Origin of the sequence: Streptomyces sp. NPDC100445 (assembly GCF_044759735.1) — a bacterium.
In the GTDB taxonomy this organism is placed as follows: Bacteria; Actinomycetota; Actinomycetes; order Streptomycetales; family Streptomycetaceae; genus Streptomyces.
The window spans coordinates 207,483-221,370 of the sequence record NZ_JBIVZV010000006.1; the positions used below are offsets into that span (position 1 = coordinate 207,483).

General features: G+C 72.9%; 13 protein-coding genes. 2 read left to right on the forward strand and 11 right to left on the reverse strand.

Going from position 1 to position 13,888, the window contains the following annotated elements:
- Position 1: 1 nt before the first annotated feature.
- Positions 2-1,294 carry a glycoside hydrolase family 10 protein gene (locus tag ACIQVT_RS17245; protein ID WP_403753525.1) on the reverse strand — a complete coding sequence of 431 codons (1,293 nt, stop codon included), beginning with the start codon at positions 1,292-1,294 and terminating at the stop codon, positions 2-4.
- Positions 1,295-1,462: 168 nt separating this feature from the next.
- Between ACIQVT_RS17245 and ACIQVT_RS17250 the strand changes: the two genes are divergently transcribed.
- Positions 1,463-2,338, forward strand: a complete 876-nt coding sequence (locus tag ACIQVT_RS17250; protein WP_403753528.1) for a 3-hydroxybutyryl-CoA dehydrogenase — start codon at positions 1,463-1,465, stop codon at positions 2,336-2,338.
- 194 nt (positions 2,339-2,532) lie between these two features.
- Complete coding sequence (locus tag ACIQVT_RS17255) at positions 2,533-2,793, forward strand: hypothetical protein (protein ID WP_403753531.1); 261 nt, start codon at positions 2,533-2,535, stop codon at positions 2,791-2,793.
- On the opposite strand, the gene ACIQVT_RS17260 is transcribed toward ACIQVT_RS17255, so the two are convergent.
- The 10 genes from ACIQVT_RS17260 to infC all read right to left on the reverse strand — a co-directional run bounded on the left by ACIQVT_RS17260 (position 2,790) and on the right by infC (position 13,682).
- Positions 2,790-3,326 carry an NUDIX hydrolase gene (locus ACIQVT_RS17260; protein WP_403753534.1) on the reverse strand — a complete coding sequence of 179 codons (537 nt, stop codon included), beginning with the start codon at positions 3,324-3,326 and terminating at the stop codon, positions 2,790-2,792. The genes ACIQVT_RS17255 and ACIQVT_RS17260 overlap by 4 nt on opposite strands.
- A gap of 66 nt (positions 3,327-3,392) precedes the next feature.
- Positions 3,393-4,733, reverse strand: a complete 1,341-nt coding sequence (locus ACIQVT_RS17265) for a transcriptional regulator (protein WP_403753537.1) — start codon at positions 4,731-4,733, stop codon at positions 3,393-3,395.
- A 202-nt stretch (positions 4,734-4,935) separates the two neighbouring features.
- The gene (locus ACIQVT_RS17270; RefSeq protein ID WP_403753540.1) at positions 4,936-6,006 is read right to left on the reverse strand and encodes a PP2C family protein-serine/threonine phosphatase; all 1,071 of its coding nucleotides are present in this window, start codon (positions 6,004-6,006) and stop codon (positions 4,936-4,938) included.
- 214 nt (positions 6,007-6,220) lie between these two features.
- Positions 6,221-8,725: a phenylalanine--tRNA ligase subunit beta gene (gene pheT, locus ACIQVT_RS17275; protein WP_403753543.1), complete on the reverse strand. Its 2,505-nt coding sequence runs from the start codon at positions 8,723-8,725 to the stop codon at positions 6,221-6,223.
- On the reverse strand, positions 8,725-9,849 hold the full coding sequence (gene pheS / locus ACIQVT_RS17280; RefSeq protein WP_403753546.1) for a phenylalanine--tRNA ligase subunit alpha: 1,125 nt from the start codon (positions 9,847-9,849) through the stop codon (positions 8,725-8,727). The genes pheT and pheS overlap by 1 nt, the downstream gene beginning before the upstream one ends.
- 150 nt (positions 9,850-9,999) lie before the next feature.
- Positions 10,000-11,145, reverse strand: a complete 1,146-nt coding sequence (locus ACIQVT_RS17285; protein WP_403753549.1) for an ATP-binding protein — start codon at positions 11,143-11,145, stop codon at positions 10,000-10,002.
- Between the two features lie 46 nt (positions 11,146-11,191).
- The gene (locus ACIQVT_RS17290; RefSeq protein WP_403753552.1) at positions 11,192-12,055 is read right to left on the reverse strand and encodes a TrmH family RNA methyltransferase; all 864 of its coding nucleotides are present in this window, start codon (positions 12,053-12,055) and stop codon (positions 11,192-11,194) included.
- A 162-nt stretch (positions 12,056-12,217) separates the two neighbouring features.
- Positions 12,218-12,601, reverse strand: coding sequence for a 50S ribosomal protein L20 (gene rplT / locus ACIQVT_RS17295; protein ID WP_121789672.1), 384 nt, complete (start codon positions 12,599-12,601; stop codon positions 12,218-12,220).
- Between the two features lie 98 nt (positions 12,602-12,699).
- On the reverse strand, positions 12,700-12,894 hold the full coding sequence (gene rpmI, locus ACIQVT_RS17300; RefSeq protein ID WP_003977225.1) for a 50S ribosomal protein L35: 195 nt from the start codon (positions 12,892-12,894) through the stop codon (positions 12,700-12,702).
- A 113-nt stretch (positions 12,895-13,007) separates the two neighbouring features.
- Entirely contained in the window at positions 13,008-13,682 is a 675-nt protein-coding gene (gene infC, locus ACIQVT_RS17305; RefSeq protein ID WP_403754090.1) for a translation initiation factor IF-3, read from the reverse strand.
- Positions 13,683-13,888: the final 206 nt, after the last annotated feature.

Below are 13,888 nucleotides of genomic sequence, written 5' to 3' on the forward strand. Positions count from 1 at the left end.
GTCAGCCCGGTGGGGCCGCCGGCCACCGGTAGTGGTCGGCGACCACCCGTGCCATCGCCCCAACCGGGTCCTGCGCGACCTCCTTGGCGGCGAAGAAGACGTGCCCGCGCACCTGCGGGTGGCGCGCGGCGAGGGTGAGGTGCCGCGACAGCTCGACCGGGTCCTGCCACTCGGAGGGCTCTCCGGCGGCGCCCGCCTTGTACAGGGCCTCGCCGGCGTACAGCCGCGTCCGGCTGCCCCGGGCGACCTCCGCCCACCAGGCGATCAGCTCCGCGTAATCGGCGGCGGCGTACCCGATGTGCCAGTAGAGCTGCGGCACCACGTAGTCGATCCAGTTGCCGCGGACCCACTTGCGGGTGTCCGCGTACAGGTCGTCGTACGTCTGCACCCCCGCCCGCGTCTCGGAGCCGCGCGCGTCGGTGGCGGCGTTGCGCCACACCCCGAAGGGGCTGATGCCGAACCGGGTGCCGGGCCGCACGCGCCGGATGTCCGCCGCCGTACCGCGCACCAGCCGGTCGATGTTGTCCCGCCGCCAGGCGGCCCGGCCGGGGAAGGCACCGCCGTGGCGGTCGTAGGCGTCGTCGTCGTCGAAGGTCTGGCCGGCGACCGGATAGGGGTAGAAGTAGTCGTCGAAGTGGACGGCGTCGACGGGGTAGCGGGCGACCGCGTCGAGCACGGCCCGCCGCACGAAGGCCCGCACCTCGGGCAGGCCCGGGTTGTAGTACATCCGGCCGCCGTAGGGCACCACCCAGTCCGGGTGCCTGCGGGCCGGGTGGGAGGGGACCAGCCGGCCGGGATCGGTGTGCTCGGCGATCCGGTACGGGTTGAACCAGGCGTGCAGCCGCAGGCCCCGGGCGTGCGCCTCGCGCACGGCGGTGCCCAGGGGGTCCCAGCCGGGGTGACGGCCCTGGGCGCCGGTCAGGTACTCGGACCAGGGCTCGTAGGGCGACGGCCACAGGGCGTCGGCGGTGGGCCGTACCTGGAGGACGACCGTGTTGAGCCGGCGGCGGACCGCGTGGTCGAGGTGGGCGATCAGCTCCTTGCGCTGGGTGGCCGCCGGCAGGCCGGGCCGCGAGGGCCAGTCCCGGTTGGCGACCGTCGCGAGCCACACGCCGCGCATCTCGGCGGCCCCGCGCGCCGGGTGGCCCGGGACCGGGTGCGCGCCCGGCACCGGACCGTCGGCTCCCACCGCGTCGCCGGGCGCGGGTCCGGCGGCGCTCCCGGCCCAGGCCGGTTCCGTGGCCAGGGTGGACAGCGCGGCCAGCGTGAAGGACCGCCGTGACATGCGTCCCATGCGCACACCCCCGTACGCTTCGGATCCGCCTCGTCACGGATCGTCTCGTGCTCCAGAATGGCCCCACCCGGACGATCGATCATCGATACTTGGCGGTAACGTGCACGATCGGAGCAGGCTCCGAACCCGGAGGCCTGCCGAGCGAGCCGGAGAAGCGAAGGGGACGATGTGACGGGCATCCCAGGGGGAGACATTGCGCGCGTCGGAGTCGTGGGCTGCGGCCAGATGGGCGCGGGCATCGCCGAGGTGTGCGCCCGTGCGGGACTGGACGTGAAGGTCGCCGAGACCACCGGCGAGGCCCTGGAGATCGGCCGCACCCGGCTGTTCAACTCCCTGGGCAAGGCGGCCGAACGCGGCAAGATCACCGAGGAGGACCGGGACTCCACCCAGGCCCGCCTGAGCTTCACCACCGACCTCGGCGAGTTCGCCGACCGGGACCTGGTCATCGAGGCCGTCGTCGAGAACGAGCAGGTCAAGACCGAGATCTTCCAGGTGCTCGACCAGGTGGTGACCCGGCCCGACGCGATCCTGGCCTCCAACACCTCCTCCATCCCGCTGGTGAAGCTGGCGGTCACCACCTCCCGGCCGGACCACGTCGTCGGCATCCACTTCTTCAACCCGGCCCCCGTGCAGCAGCTGGTCGAGCTGATCCCGGCGCTGACCACCTCCGAGGGCACCCTCAGCCGCGCCCAGCTCTTCGCCGAGAAGGTGCTGGGCAAGCACGCCATCCGCGCCCAGGACCGCTCCGGGTTCGTGGTGAACGCGCTGCTCGTGCCCTACCTGCTGTCGGCGATCCGGATGTTCGAGTCGGGCATCGCCAGCCGTGAGGACATCGACAACGGCATGGAGATGGGCTGCGCCCACCCGATGGGCCCGCTGAAGCTGTCCGACCTGATCGGTCTGGACACCATCGTCTCCATCGCCAACTCCATGTACGCCGAGTACAAGGAGCCGCTGTACGCCGCTCCCCCGCTGCTCCAGCGCATGGTGGAGGCGGGCCGGCTGGGCCGGAAGGCCGGTTCCGGCTTCTACACCTACGGCTGATCACCCGGAGCGACGCCCCGCGGGCCCGGCACCGGATGCGGTGCCGGGCCCGTTCGTTTCACACACCGTGTGCGCGCCGGGCACGCATATGCCCGTCGCACACGCTCCCCACGCGCCCACCAGGCGAGTTGACTCTCCATGCGCATGCAAGGGAAGCGGAATCATCCATTTCGACTACCGAGAGGAACGGACCCGTGACCGTCGATCCGGAGCATCCCGTGATCCATGGAGAAGTCGCCGAGTTACGGCGCCGCCTCGACGTGGCCTATGCCCGCGTCGAGGGCGGACTGGCGCTGCTGCGCCACCGTACCGAGGAGACCGCCAAGGAACTGGACGAGCTGAACTCCCGGCTCACCTCGCTGGAACACGCGCGCTGGCCGCTGCCCTCGCTCGCCGCGCTGACCGCGCTCGGCGCCCTCGCGGTGACGATCTGGCAGGCGATGACGGCCCGTTAGTCCGCGGCGAGCCTGAGGTGGTGCAGCAGGAGTAACGCGGCCGCCATGTTGGCGGCCGGGACCTCCCCGCGGGCGATCATGTCGGGGACGAGTTTGAGGGGAACCCATTCCCGCCGGTCGGACTCGAAGTCGTCCACGGGGTGTCCGACGTACTCGCCCCGCTCCGACCAGTAGACGTGGTGCCGGGCGTCGGTGAGGCCGTTGGACGGCTCCACGCTCATGAGGTGGTGCAGGGGCCCCGGCCGCCAGCCGGTCTCCTCCTCCAGTTCCCTGGCCGCCGCGCCGGCGATGTCCTCGCCGTCCTCGACGACGCCCGCGGCCAGTTCCCACCCCCAGCTGTCGGTGATGAACCGGTGCCGCCACAGCAGCAGCACCTCGTTCGCCTCGTTGACCACCGTCGCCACCGCCACGGGGCGCAGGCGGATCACGAAGTGGTCGAGGTGCCGGCCGTCCGGCAACGCGACATCGGCGAGATTGACGCTGAACCAGCGATTCTCGTACACAGTTTGTTCGTTCTGTTTCGTCCACTGCACGGTTCTGCCACCTTCCGCTGGGGTAAGTGGCAATATCGCAGCAGGGACGGTGTGCCCACAGTGGGCCTACAGCGGTACGCGCAGGGCCGCGTCCACGCGTTCGGCGGCTTCGGCGGTGCCGGCCGAGCCGCAGCGCAGCAGCCGGTCACGCACCGCGCGGAGTCTGTCCCGCAGCCGCTGCGACTCCATCCCGCCGGCCTGCTCGGCCATCTGCACGGCGGTCGCCGCCGCCCGGTCGGCGTCGCCCCGGCGCAGCTCGACGGTGCTCAGCATGGCCAGCCGGTGCACCCGCCCCCGGTCGTGCGCGGGATTGCCGACCGCCGCCGCCGCGTGTTCCCGGGCGGCGCCGAGGTCCCCGAGGCTCAGCAGCGCCTCGGCCACCTGCACGTTGACCAGGCCGGGCTGGACGTACCCCGTCTCGGCCGGCTCGTGCCCCCGCCGGATCCGTCCGGCCGCCGTCTCCGCCCGCCGGATGCAGGACAGCGCGCTGCCGCTGTCACCGAGGTGCGCGTACGCCTTGGCCTGCATCGCGTACAGGTCGGAGGCGAGCGCCGGGGTGATGTGCCGGCCGGCGGTGCGCAGCGCGGCCTCGGCGAAGGCCACGGCCTGCCGGTACTCCCGCATGAACAGCGACTGGTTGACCAGCAGCGCTATGACGTACGCCCCCAGTCCCCGGTCGCCGCTCGCCTTGGCCAGGCGCAGCGCCTGGTGGAAGTAGCGCTGGGCGAGACCGTGCGCGTCGGAGTCGTACGCGCAGATGCCCGCGATCGCCACCAGCCCGCCGGTCGCCCGGTGCAGCTGGCGCCCGGTGGCGTCGGGGTAACCGCCGCGCAGCAGCGGCGCGGCCTCGGCGTTCAGGAAACCGACGACCCGGGACCGGGTCGCGATGCCCCCGGCCTTGCGGTACAGCTGCTCGTAGTGGGCGCGGGCGGCCCGGAGCATCTCGATGTCGGACGCGGTGACCGCGTGCCGGCCGCCCCGGGAGACGTCCACGTCCTCCGGCGGGTTCTCCCACTCCCACACCGGCATCACCGCCGGGGTACCGGTGACGGCGGGCGCCCCGAGCACGTGCGACCGCTGCTGTTCGTCGGACCGCCACAGCGCGGTGGCCCGTTCCACGAACCCGTTCAGCGAACCGGTGTGCGGGGCGCTCGGGCCGCCGGGCACCCCGAGGCCGATGTCGTCGAGCCCGACGGTCCGGTGCAGCCGTGCCGCGAGCACCTCGCAGATCAGGTCGGGCACCTGGCCGCGGGGCCGCTGACCCTTCAGCCACCGGGCCACGGCGGTGTGTTCGTAGCGCAGCGCGAGACCGCGGGCGCGGCCCGCCTGGTTGACGTGGGCGGCGAGACCGGCGTGCGAGATCCCCGCCTCGTCCAGGATGGCGTCGAGCAGAGTGTTGGGCTGCATGGGTATGCCCCCCGAGTGGCCTGGTGCCGACAGCGTAGTGCGTCCGGCTTCACACGGGGTGTGAACGCAGTGCCCGCGTCCGCACGGCGCGCGCGCTGTCGCCGGGCGGGCCGCGCCGGTTCACTGGGTCGCCTCGCGAGAGACCGGCCGGGCCGCCGGCTCCCCCTCAGACAGCGGTGGCCCGGCCGGGCGGCGCGGGACGTCAGCGGCGCGTCGACGGCCGCGGGCGGGTCGTCGCCGGGCACGTGGCCGCCCGCGCTTCCGGTGGCCGCCGGTCCGTACGGTCGTTGCGCAGGACCAGGACCGCGACGTCGTCCGTGGGCCGTCCGCCGGTGTGGTGCAGCAGCGCGCCGAAGACCGTGCGCAGGACCGTCTGCGGGGAGGCCGGACGCTCGCGCACGATCTCGCGCAGCACGTCCGGCAGGGGGAAGAACCGTCCCCGTCCGTCCCGGGCGTCCTCCGCGCCGTCCGTGAACAGCACCAGGGACTCGCCCGGCAGCAGCCGCCCGCAGGGCCGGGGCACCGGCCGCGCCGGCGGCGGGAACGGGCCGAGCGGCGGCAGCGGGTCCGCGCGGGTGAGCGGCTGGACCGCCGTGCCCCGCAGCACGTACGGCCAGGGATGGCCGCAGTTGAGGGCGCGGAACGTGCCGTCCCGGTCGATCTCCAGGAGCAGGACGGTGACGAACTCCTCGGCGACCGGGCTGTCCGCGCCGGGGGCGCCGCACGCGGGGTGTCCGGTCCGGGCGCCGCGTTCGCGCAGGTGGCGGCCGAGGGTGCGGTCCAGCCGGTGCAGCACCCGGCCGAGGTCGGACTCGTCGTGGGCGGCCTCGCGGAAGCTGCCGAGCAGGGCGGCGACCGTACCGAGGGCGGCCAGCCCGTGTCCCCGTACGTCCCCCATCACCACCCGCACCCCGTGCTCGGTGGCGATGGCCTCGTACAGGTCGCCGCCGACGCTCGCGCCCCGGTCGGCGGAGAGCTGGGCGGCACCGACGTTGAGCCCGTCCAGCCGGGGCGGCAGCGGACGCAGGACCACGCTCTGCGCGGCGCACGCCACCCGCCGGGCGAGCCGCAGCTCCCGCAGCAGGGTGCGCCGGACGTGGAGGACGAGGGCGGTGCCGACGGCGAGGAACACGGCGCCGGTGACCAGGCGCGCGCCGAGCCCGTCCTGCCGGGCGAGCGGGCAGCCGTACCGGTAGCCGACGGCCACGGCTCCGCAGAGCGTGGGCAGTACGGTTCCTCGGGCGGTGGGCGCCCGTGCCTTGATGCGGATCATGCCTGTGGTCCCCCATGTGGGCCCGGACAGAGCGGACGGACCGACCCCGAAAGGCCGGTCCGATTCTGTCGACGGCATGACCCGCGCAGACCCGATCATCTCCGATTCCCACCCGAACGAGTGAGGTCAGCCGGGCCGTCCTGCATTTATGCGGCGGGCAGGGAGTGCCGGGCGGCCGGTCACGGAGGAACCGCGGCCGGCCGCCCGGCCGCGCTCAGCTGCGCAGCGCCGCCCCGGTCCGCTCGCCCGCGACGGCCACCGCCGCGTCCCGCGCCGCGGACGCCTCGTCCACGGTCAGCGTGCGGTCGGCCGCCCGGAACCGCAGCGCGTACGCCAGCGACTTCCGCCCGTCACCCAGCTGCTCGGCGTTCTCGTACACGTCGAACAGGCGGATCGACTCGAGGAGTTCGCCCGCGCCCTCGCGCAGCGCGGCCTCGACGTCGGCGGCCGGCACGACCTGGTCGACCACCAGGGCGACGTCCTGCGTGGCCACCGGGAAGGCGGAGATCCGCGGTCCCGTCACCAGGCCCGCGCTCGCCTCCTCCAGCGCGTCCAGGTCCAGCTCCATGGCGCAGGTGCGCGCCGGCAGGCCGAGGGCCTGCACGACCCGCGGGTGCAGCTCGCCGGCGTACCCGACGACCCGCTCGGCGCCGTCCGTGGTGACCGCCAGCTCGGCGCAGCGGCCGGGGTGCCACGGCTCGTGCCGGCCCTTGCGGACGATCAACTCGGTGCCGGTCTCCCGGGCGACGGTCCGCGCGGCCTCGACGGCGTCGGCCCAGTCGGCCGGGCGTCCCCCGCCCCACCAGCCGGCCTGCTCGCGGGCGCCGGCGAGGACGACGGCGGCGTGCCGGGGCTGGACGGGCAGCGCCTCGGCCAGCGAGGCGATCTCCTCGGCCGTGGGACGCCGGTCCACGGGCAGCCGGACCGCGGCCTTCGCCTCCGCGCGCGGCTGGAACACCAGGCCCGTCTCGAACAGCGCCAGGTCGTGCGAGCCGCGGCCGTCGTTGCGCCGCAGCGTGGCCAGCAGGCCCGGCAGCAGCGTCGTACGGAGCGCCGGCTCCTCGTCGGAGAGCGGGTTGACCAGCGTGACGAGCCGGCGCCGGGAGTCGTCCGGCTCCAGGCCCAGCCGGTCGAGGACCTGCTCGCCGAGGAAGGGGTAGTTCGGCGCCTCGACGTAACCGGCGCCGGCCAGCGCGCGGCCGACCCGGCGGTGCAGCCGCTGCCGCTCGGTCAGGCCGCGGCCCGCGGGGGGCTTGGGCAGCGTGGAGGGCAGGTTCTCGTAGCCCTCCAGCCGGATGACCTCTTCGGCCAGGTCGTTGGGGTCGGTGAGGTCGCCGCGCCAGGACGGCACGGTGACGATCAGCTCGTCCTGCCCGTAGACGTCGCAGCCGATCTCCTGGAGGCGGCGCACCACGGTCTCGCGGCCGTACTCCACGCCCGCGACCCGGTCGGGGTGGTCGGCCGGGATGGTGATGGTGCGCGGCGCGGACGGCGCGACGATCTCGGTGACGCCCGCGTCGGCCGTGCCGCCCGCGAGGAGCACCAGCAGGTCGACGGTCCGCTGGGCGGCCGCGGCCGCGGCCTGCGGGTCGACGCCGCGCTCGAAGCGGCGGGAGGCCTCGGAGGACAGCTTGTGGCGGCGGGCGGTGCGCGCGACGGAGATCGGGTCGAAGTGCGCGGCCTCGATGACGACCTCGGTGGTGGTGCCCTCGGTGTCGTCGATCTCGCTGTGGGCGCCGCCCATGACACCGGCGAGGCCGATGGGGCCCCGCTCGTCGGTGATGACGAGGTCCTGGGCGTCGAGGGTGCGGGTGACACCGTCGAGCGTGGTGAGCCGCTCGCCGGCCTCGGCGCGGCGCACGCCGACGGGGCCCTGGACGCGGGCCCGGTCGTACGCGTGCAGCGGCTGGCCCAGCTCCAGCATCACGTAGTTGGTGACGTCGACCGCCAGGGAGATCGGGCGCATGCCGGCCTTCTGGAGCCGGCGCTGGAGCCAGATCGGGGAGCGCGCCTCGGGGTCGAGACCGGAGACGGTGCGGGCGTTGAACCGGTCGCAGCCGAAGGGGTCGGAGACCTGCACCGGGTAGCCGTAGGCGTTCGGCGCGGGCACGTCCAGCAGGGCCGGGTCGCGCAGCGGCAGGCCGTAGGCGATGGCGGTCTCCCGGGCCACGCCGCGCAGCGACAGGCAGTAGCCGCGGTCGGGCGTGACGGCGATGTCCAGGACCTCGTCGACCAGTTCGAGCAGCTCGATGGCGTCGGTGCCCACCTCGTACTCCGGCGGGAGCACGATGATGCCGTGGGTGCCGTCGTCGCCCATGCCCAGCTCGTCCGCGGAGCAGATCATGCCGTGGGAGGTCTTGCCGTAGGTCTTGCGCGCGGAGATCGCGAAGCCGCCGGGCAGCACGGCGCCCGGGAGGACCACGACGACCTTGTCGCCGACGGCGAAGTTGCGGGCGCCGCAGACGATCTCCTGGGGCTCACCGGTGCCGTTGGCCGCCCCGACGTCGACGGTGCAGAAGCGGATCGGCTTCTTGAAGCCCTCCAGCTCCTCGATGGTGAGCACCTGGCCGACGACGAGCGGCCCCTTGAGGTCGGTGCCGAGCTGTTCGACGGTCTCGACCTCGAGGCCGACCGAGATCAGCTTCTCCTGGACGTCGCGCCCGGTCTCCGTCGCCGGCAGGTCGACGTACTCCCGCAGCCAAGAAAGCGGGACCCGCATCAGATCTCCATCCCGAACGGCCGGGTGAACCGGACGTCACCCTCGACCATGTCTCGCATGTCTTCGACGTTGTGGCGGAACATCAGCATCCGCTCGATGCCGAACCCGAAGGCGAAGCCGCTGTACCTCTCGGGGTCGACGCCGCAGGCGGTGAGGACCCGCGGGTTGACCATGCCGCAGCCGCCCAGCTCGATCCAGCCCTCGCTGGAGCAGGTGCGGCAGGGCCGGTCGGGGTTGCCGACGGACTCGCCCTTGCACACGTAGCAGAGCATGTCCATCTCGGCGCTCGGCTCGGTGAAGGGGAAGTAGTTCGGGCGCAGCCGGGTCTTCATGTCCGCGCCGAAGAGCGACCGGACCATGTGGTCCAGGGTGCCCTTGAGGTCGGCCATGGTCAGGCCCTCGTCCACGGCCAGCAGCTCGATCTGGTGGAAGACCGGGGTGTGGGTCGCGTCCAGCTCGTCGGTGCGGTACACCCGGCCGGGGCAGACGATGTAGACCGGCAGCTCGCGCTCCAGCAGGGCGCGGGCCTGCACGGGCGAGGTGTGGGTGCGCAGGATGACACCCGAGTCGCCGTTCTCGCCCTCGGGGCCGTCGACGAAGAAGGTGTCCTGCATCTGCCGGGCCGGGTGGTCCGGGGTGAAGTTGAGGGCGTCGAAGTTGAACCACTCCGCCTCGACCTCGGGGCCCTCGGCGACCTCGTACCCCATGGAGACGAAGACGTCCGCGACGCGCTCCATCATGGTGGTCAGCGGGTGCCGGGCGCCGGCCGGGACGCGGTCGTAGGGAAGTGTGACGTCCACCGCCTCCTCGACCAGCACGCGGGCGTCCCGCTCGGCCTCCAGCTCCGCCTGACGGGCGGCGAGGGCCTTGTTCACGGCGCCGCGGGCCGTGCCGACGCGCTTGCCGGCCTCGGCCTTGGCGTGCGGGGGCAGGGCGCCGATCTCGCGGTTGGCGAGGGCCAGCGGGGAGGCCGGGCCGGTGTGCGCGACCTTCGCCTCGTGGAGCGCGTCGAGGGAGCCCGCGGCGGCGAAGGCGGCGAGCGCCTCGTCCCGCATGCGCTCGATCTCTTCCGGTTTCAACGCCTCGACCTCGACAGGGTCGTACGACTTATTGGGTGCCGACATCTCTTCCCGTGCTTCCGATTGTCCCCCAGCTGACGCTGAGAGGTGCCCCCAGGCGGATGGTCCCCGTGACCGATGGGCCGTGTGCAGGACACAAAGGTGCCAAAGGCCGAGTCTAACGGGGCGGACGTGTGCGAATGCGCCCGTGGGCCACTAGGCGAGATACGCCGGGGCTGCCACGGGCAGGGTAAATCGGAACTCGGCTCCGCCGCCGGGGGCGCGGCCGACGGTGATGGTGCCGCCGTGGACCTCGACGATGCCCTTGACGATGTACAGCCCGAGGCCGGTGCCGCCGCGCTTGCTGCCCCGCCAGAAGCGGGTGAAGACGCGGTTCATGGACTCCTCCGGGATGCCGGGCCCCTCGTCGCTCACGGTGACCGACGTGGCTGTGTTGTCGCCGTCCTCCCCTTCGCGCGGGGAGACCGAGCGCGTGACGTCGATGGTGACAGTTCCCGCGCCGTGCCGCACCGCGTTTTCGATGAGGTTGCTCAGGACCTGGTCGATCTTGTCGGGATCGGCCCACAGGGCGGGCAGCGGCTGTTCGACGCGGAGCAGGAAGCGGTCGGCGGGCTGGCCGGCGGCCACGTAGGCCTGGATGTGCCGGGAGACGGCGGCGCCGATGTCGACGGGCTGCCGGCGCACCTCCAGGCGCCCGGAGTCGATGCGGGAGATGTCGAGCAGCTCGGCGATGAGCCGGGTGACGCGGTCGGCGTCGGCGTCGACGGTCTCCAGCATGAGCCGCTTCTGGTCGTCGGTGAACCGTTCCCACTTGGCCAGCAGGGTGGCGGTGAACCCCTTCACGGACGTCAGCGGGGAGCGCAGCTCGTGCGCGACGGTGGCGATCAGCTCCGCGTGGCTGCGCTCGGTGCGGCGCCGGGCCTCGGTGTCCCGCAGCGAGACGACGACGCTGCGCACGGGCCCCAGCGGTGCGTCCCGTACGTACCGCGCGGAGACCAGCACCTCCCGGCCGCCCGGCAGCAGCAGGTTGCGCTCCGGCTGGCGGACCCGGATGGCGAGCCCGCCGTAGGGGTCGGTCAGCTGCCACCAGCGGCGGCCCTCCAGGTCCTCCAGCGGCAGCGCCCGCTCCAGCGGCCGGCCGAGGGCCTCGGCGGCCGGTACGGCGGTGATGCGGGCGGCGGCGGCGTTGAAGCGGACCACGCGGCCGTCGGCGTCGGCGACGACGAGGCCGTCGGGCAGTTGGTCGGGATCGAAACCGAGGTCCGCGTCGCGGTGCCGGGGCGCGGAGGCCTGTCGCGCGTCCCGTCCCTCCGGCGCGGTGCTCGTGCCGGCCACAGTCATCCCCGTACCCCACCTCTCAGACCGCGCCGGCCCCGAGTTGGTCACCCTACTGGCTCTGGGTGACGGTTCGGCACCCTCCGGAGGCACGCTGTGCGCGGGCCGACGCGTAGAGACATACGGCGGCGGCCGTGGCGAGGTTCAGGCTCTCGGCGCGTCCGTGGAGGGGGACGCGTACGACGGCGTCGGTGAGGGCGCGGGTCTCCTCCGGCAGTCCCCAGGCCTCGTTGCCGAACACCCAGGCGGTGGGCCCGCCCATGGTGCCCCGGTCCAGCTCCTCGTCGAGGTCGCGGTCCCCGGCGCCGTCGGCGGCCAGGACCCGCACCCCGGCCTCGCGCAGCCCGGCCACGGCCCGCTCGACGGGGACGCCCACGGCGACGGGCAGGTGGAAGTGGGAGCCGACGGAGGCGCGGACGGCCTTGGGGTTGTACAGGTCGACGGAGGCGTCGGTGAGGACGACCGCCTCGGCGCCGGCGGCGTCGGCGCAGCGCAGCACCGTGCCGGCGTTCCCGGGGTCCCGTACGTGGGCGAGGACGGCGACGAGCCGGGGGCGGGCGGCGAGGATGTCCTCGAAGGGGGTGTCCAGGAACCGGCAGACACCGACCAGCCCCTGCGGGGTGACGGTGGTGGAGATCTCGGCGATGACCTCCTCGGAGGCCAGGTGCACCCGGGCGCCGGCGTCCCGCGCCTCCCCGACGATGTCGGCGTACCGCTCCGCGGCCTCGACGGTGGCGAACAGCTCGACGAGGGTGGCCTGCCCGCCGGACCGGTGCCCGGCGGCCTCCCGTACGGCCTGCGGGCCCTCCGCGAGGAACAGCCGGTCCTTCCCCCGGAAGTTCCGCCTGGCGAGCCGCCGTGCGGCGCTCACCCGGGTGGAGCGGGGGGAGATGAGTTCGGGGGAGACGGGGGGCATCCTCTTACCTTCGAAAGCTCGTCGGGGTGTCCCGCGCCGCGGCGGTCCCCGCCCGTGGGACGGCGCGGGGGCACCTGGCCGCGCGGCGTCATCGGCAACAGCAGGACCCGCAAGCCATGCAGCCTGCGGGTCCTGGGGTCACGTCGGCTCGTGGCCGGGGCGTCAGGCCGCCTTGGGGGCGTTGACGTCCGACGGCAGCGCCTTCTGCGCGACCTCTACGAGGGCGGCGAAGGCGCCCGCGTCGTGCACGGCCAGCTCGGCCAGGATCTTGCGGTCGACCTCGACGTTGGCCGCCTTCAGACCCTGGATGAAGCGGTTGTACGTCATGCCGTTGGCGCGGGCAGCGGCGTTGATGCGCTGGATCCACAGCTGCCGGAAGTCGCCCTTGCGCTTCTTGCGGTCGTTGTAGTTGTAGACCAGCGAGTGGGTGACCTGCTCCTTGGCCTTGCGGTACAGGCGCGAACGCTGACCGCGGTAGCCGGAGGCCTGCTCGAGGATCGCCCGGCGCTTCTTGTGGGCGTTGACTGCCCGCTTGACGCGTGCCACTTGTTAACTCCTTGTAGCGGGGTCGTGGTGGTGCTCACACGACCCGGAAACGATTCGGTCCCGGTCCAGACGTACGGCGCCCAGGCGGCGCCGCGGCGTCACTTGCCGAGAAGCTTCTTGATCTTCGCGGCGTCGCCCGGGGCCATCTCGGCGTTGCCGGTGAGGCGACGCGTGACACGGGACGACTTGTGCTCGAGCAGGTGGCGCTTGCCGGCGCGCTCGCGGAGCACCTTGCCGGAGCCGGTGATCTTGAAGCGCTTGCTGGCACCGCTGTGCGACTTGTTCTTCGGCATAGCGCCGTTATCTCCTCGTCGGTGGCGCTCCGGTGCCCGGTCGTGAAACCGGGCACGACGGAGCGTCGCTCAGTTCTGTCGGTTACATCCGCGGGGACGCACGTCCCCAGGGATCACGCCTCGGCGGGTTCCTCGGCGGGCACCGCGGCCTCGTCGGACTCCGCGGCCTCGTCGGACTCCTCGGCCTCGGCGGCGTTCTGCGACTTGCCGGGGTTCGCCTTCGCGTCGGCCTTGCGGGCCTCCTGCGCCTGACGGGCCTCGGCCATCGCCTCGGTCTTCTTCTTGTGCGGACCGAGAACCATGATCATGTTTCGGCCGTCCTGCTTCGGGTTCGACTCGATGAACCCGAGGTCTTGGACGTCCTCCGCGAGACGCTGGAGCAGCCGGTAGCCCAGCTCGGGGCGGGACTGCTCACGGCCACGGAACATGATCGTGATCTTGACCTTGTCGCCCTGCTTGAGGAACCGGACGACGTGACCCTTCTTGGTGTCATAGTCGTGCGGGTCGATCTTCGGCCGGAGCTTCATCTCCTTGATGACCGTGTGCGCCTGGTTCTTGCGCGCCTCACGGGCCTTCATGGCCGACTCGTACTTGAACTTGCCGTAGTCCATGAGCTTGCACACGGGCGGACGGGCTGTCGCCGCGACCTCGACCAGGTCGAGGTCGTACTCCTGTGCAAGCTCCAGTGCCTTCGCGAGCGGCACGATGCCGACTTGCTCGCCACTGGGACCGACAAGTCGCACCTCGGGAACGCGAATCCGGTCGTTGATGCGGGGCTCGGCGCTGATGGATCCTCCTCGGTAGCACCACGCGGCGGTCTGGCGGACAGCCGCGTAACGTCTGTGTTCGTAACACCTAACCGCGCCGAAGCATGAAAAATGCCCCGGACGATCACAGGCGGGACTCCGAACAACACCGGAGCACCGTCGCGAAGTCGCGGGGCGCACTTTCGGGCGACTCCATCGTCCGTACGGAACGATGGTGGCCGCCTGAC

Excerpts from the sequence above, each read along its gene's own strand:
- ACIQVT_RS17245 (WP_403753525.1), bottom strand. The coding sequence starts at position 1,294 with ATGGGACGCATGTCACGGCGGTCCTTCACGCTGGCCGCGCTGTCCACC.
- pheS (WP_403753546.1), bottom strand. The coding sequence starts at position 9,849 with ATGTCGGCACCCAATAAGTCGTACGACCCTGTCGAGGTCGAGGCGTTG.
- ACIQVT_RS17290 (WP_403753552.1), bottom strand. The coding sequence starts at position 12,055 with ATGCCCCCCGTCTCCCCCGAACTCATCTCCCCCCGCTCCACCCGGGTG.
- ACIQVT_RS17270 (WP_403753540.1), bottom strand. The coding sequence starts at position 6,006 with ATGATCCGCATCAAGGCACGGGCGCCCACCGCCCGAGGAACCGTACTG.
- ACIQVT_RS17285 (WP_403753549.1), bottom strand. The coding sequence starts at position 11,145 with ATGACTGTGGCCGGCACGAGCACCGCGCCGGAGGGACGGGACGCGCGA.
- rpmI (WP_003977225.1), bottom strand. The coding sequence starts at position 12,894 with ATGCCGAAGAACAAGTCGCACAGCGGTGCCAGCAAGCGCTTCAAGATC.
- ACIQVT_RS17265 (WP_403753537.1), bottom strand. The coding sequence starts at position 4,733 with ATGCAGCCCAACACTCTGCTCGACGCCATCCTGGACGAGGCGGGGATC.
- pheT (WP_403753543.1), bottom strand. The coding sequence starts at position 8,725 with ATGCGGGTCCCGCTTTCTTGGCTGCGGGAGTACGTCGACCTGCCGGCG.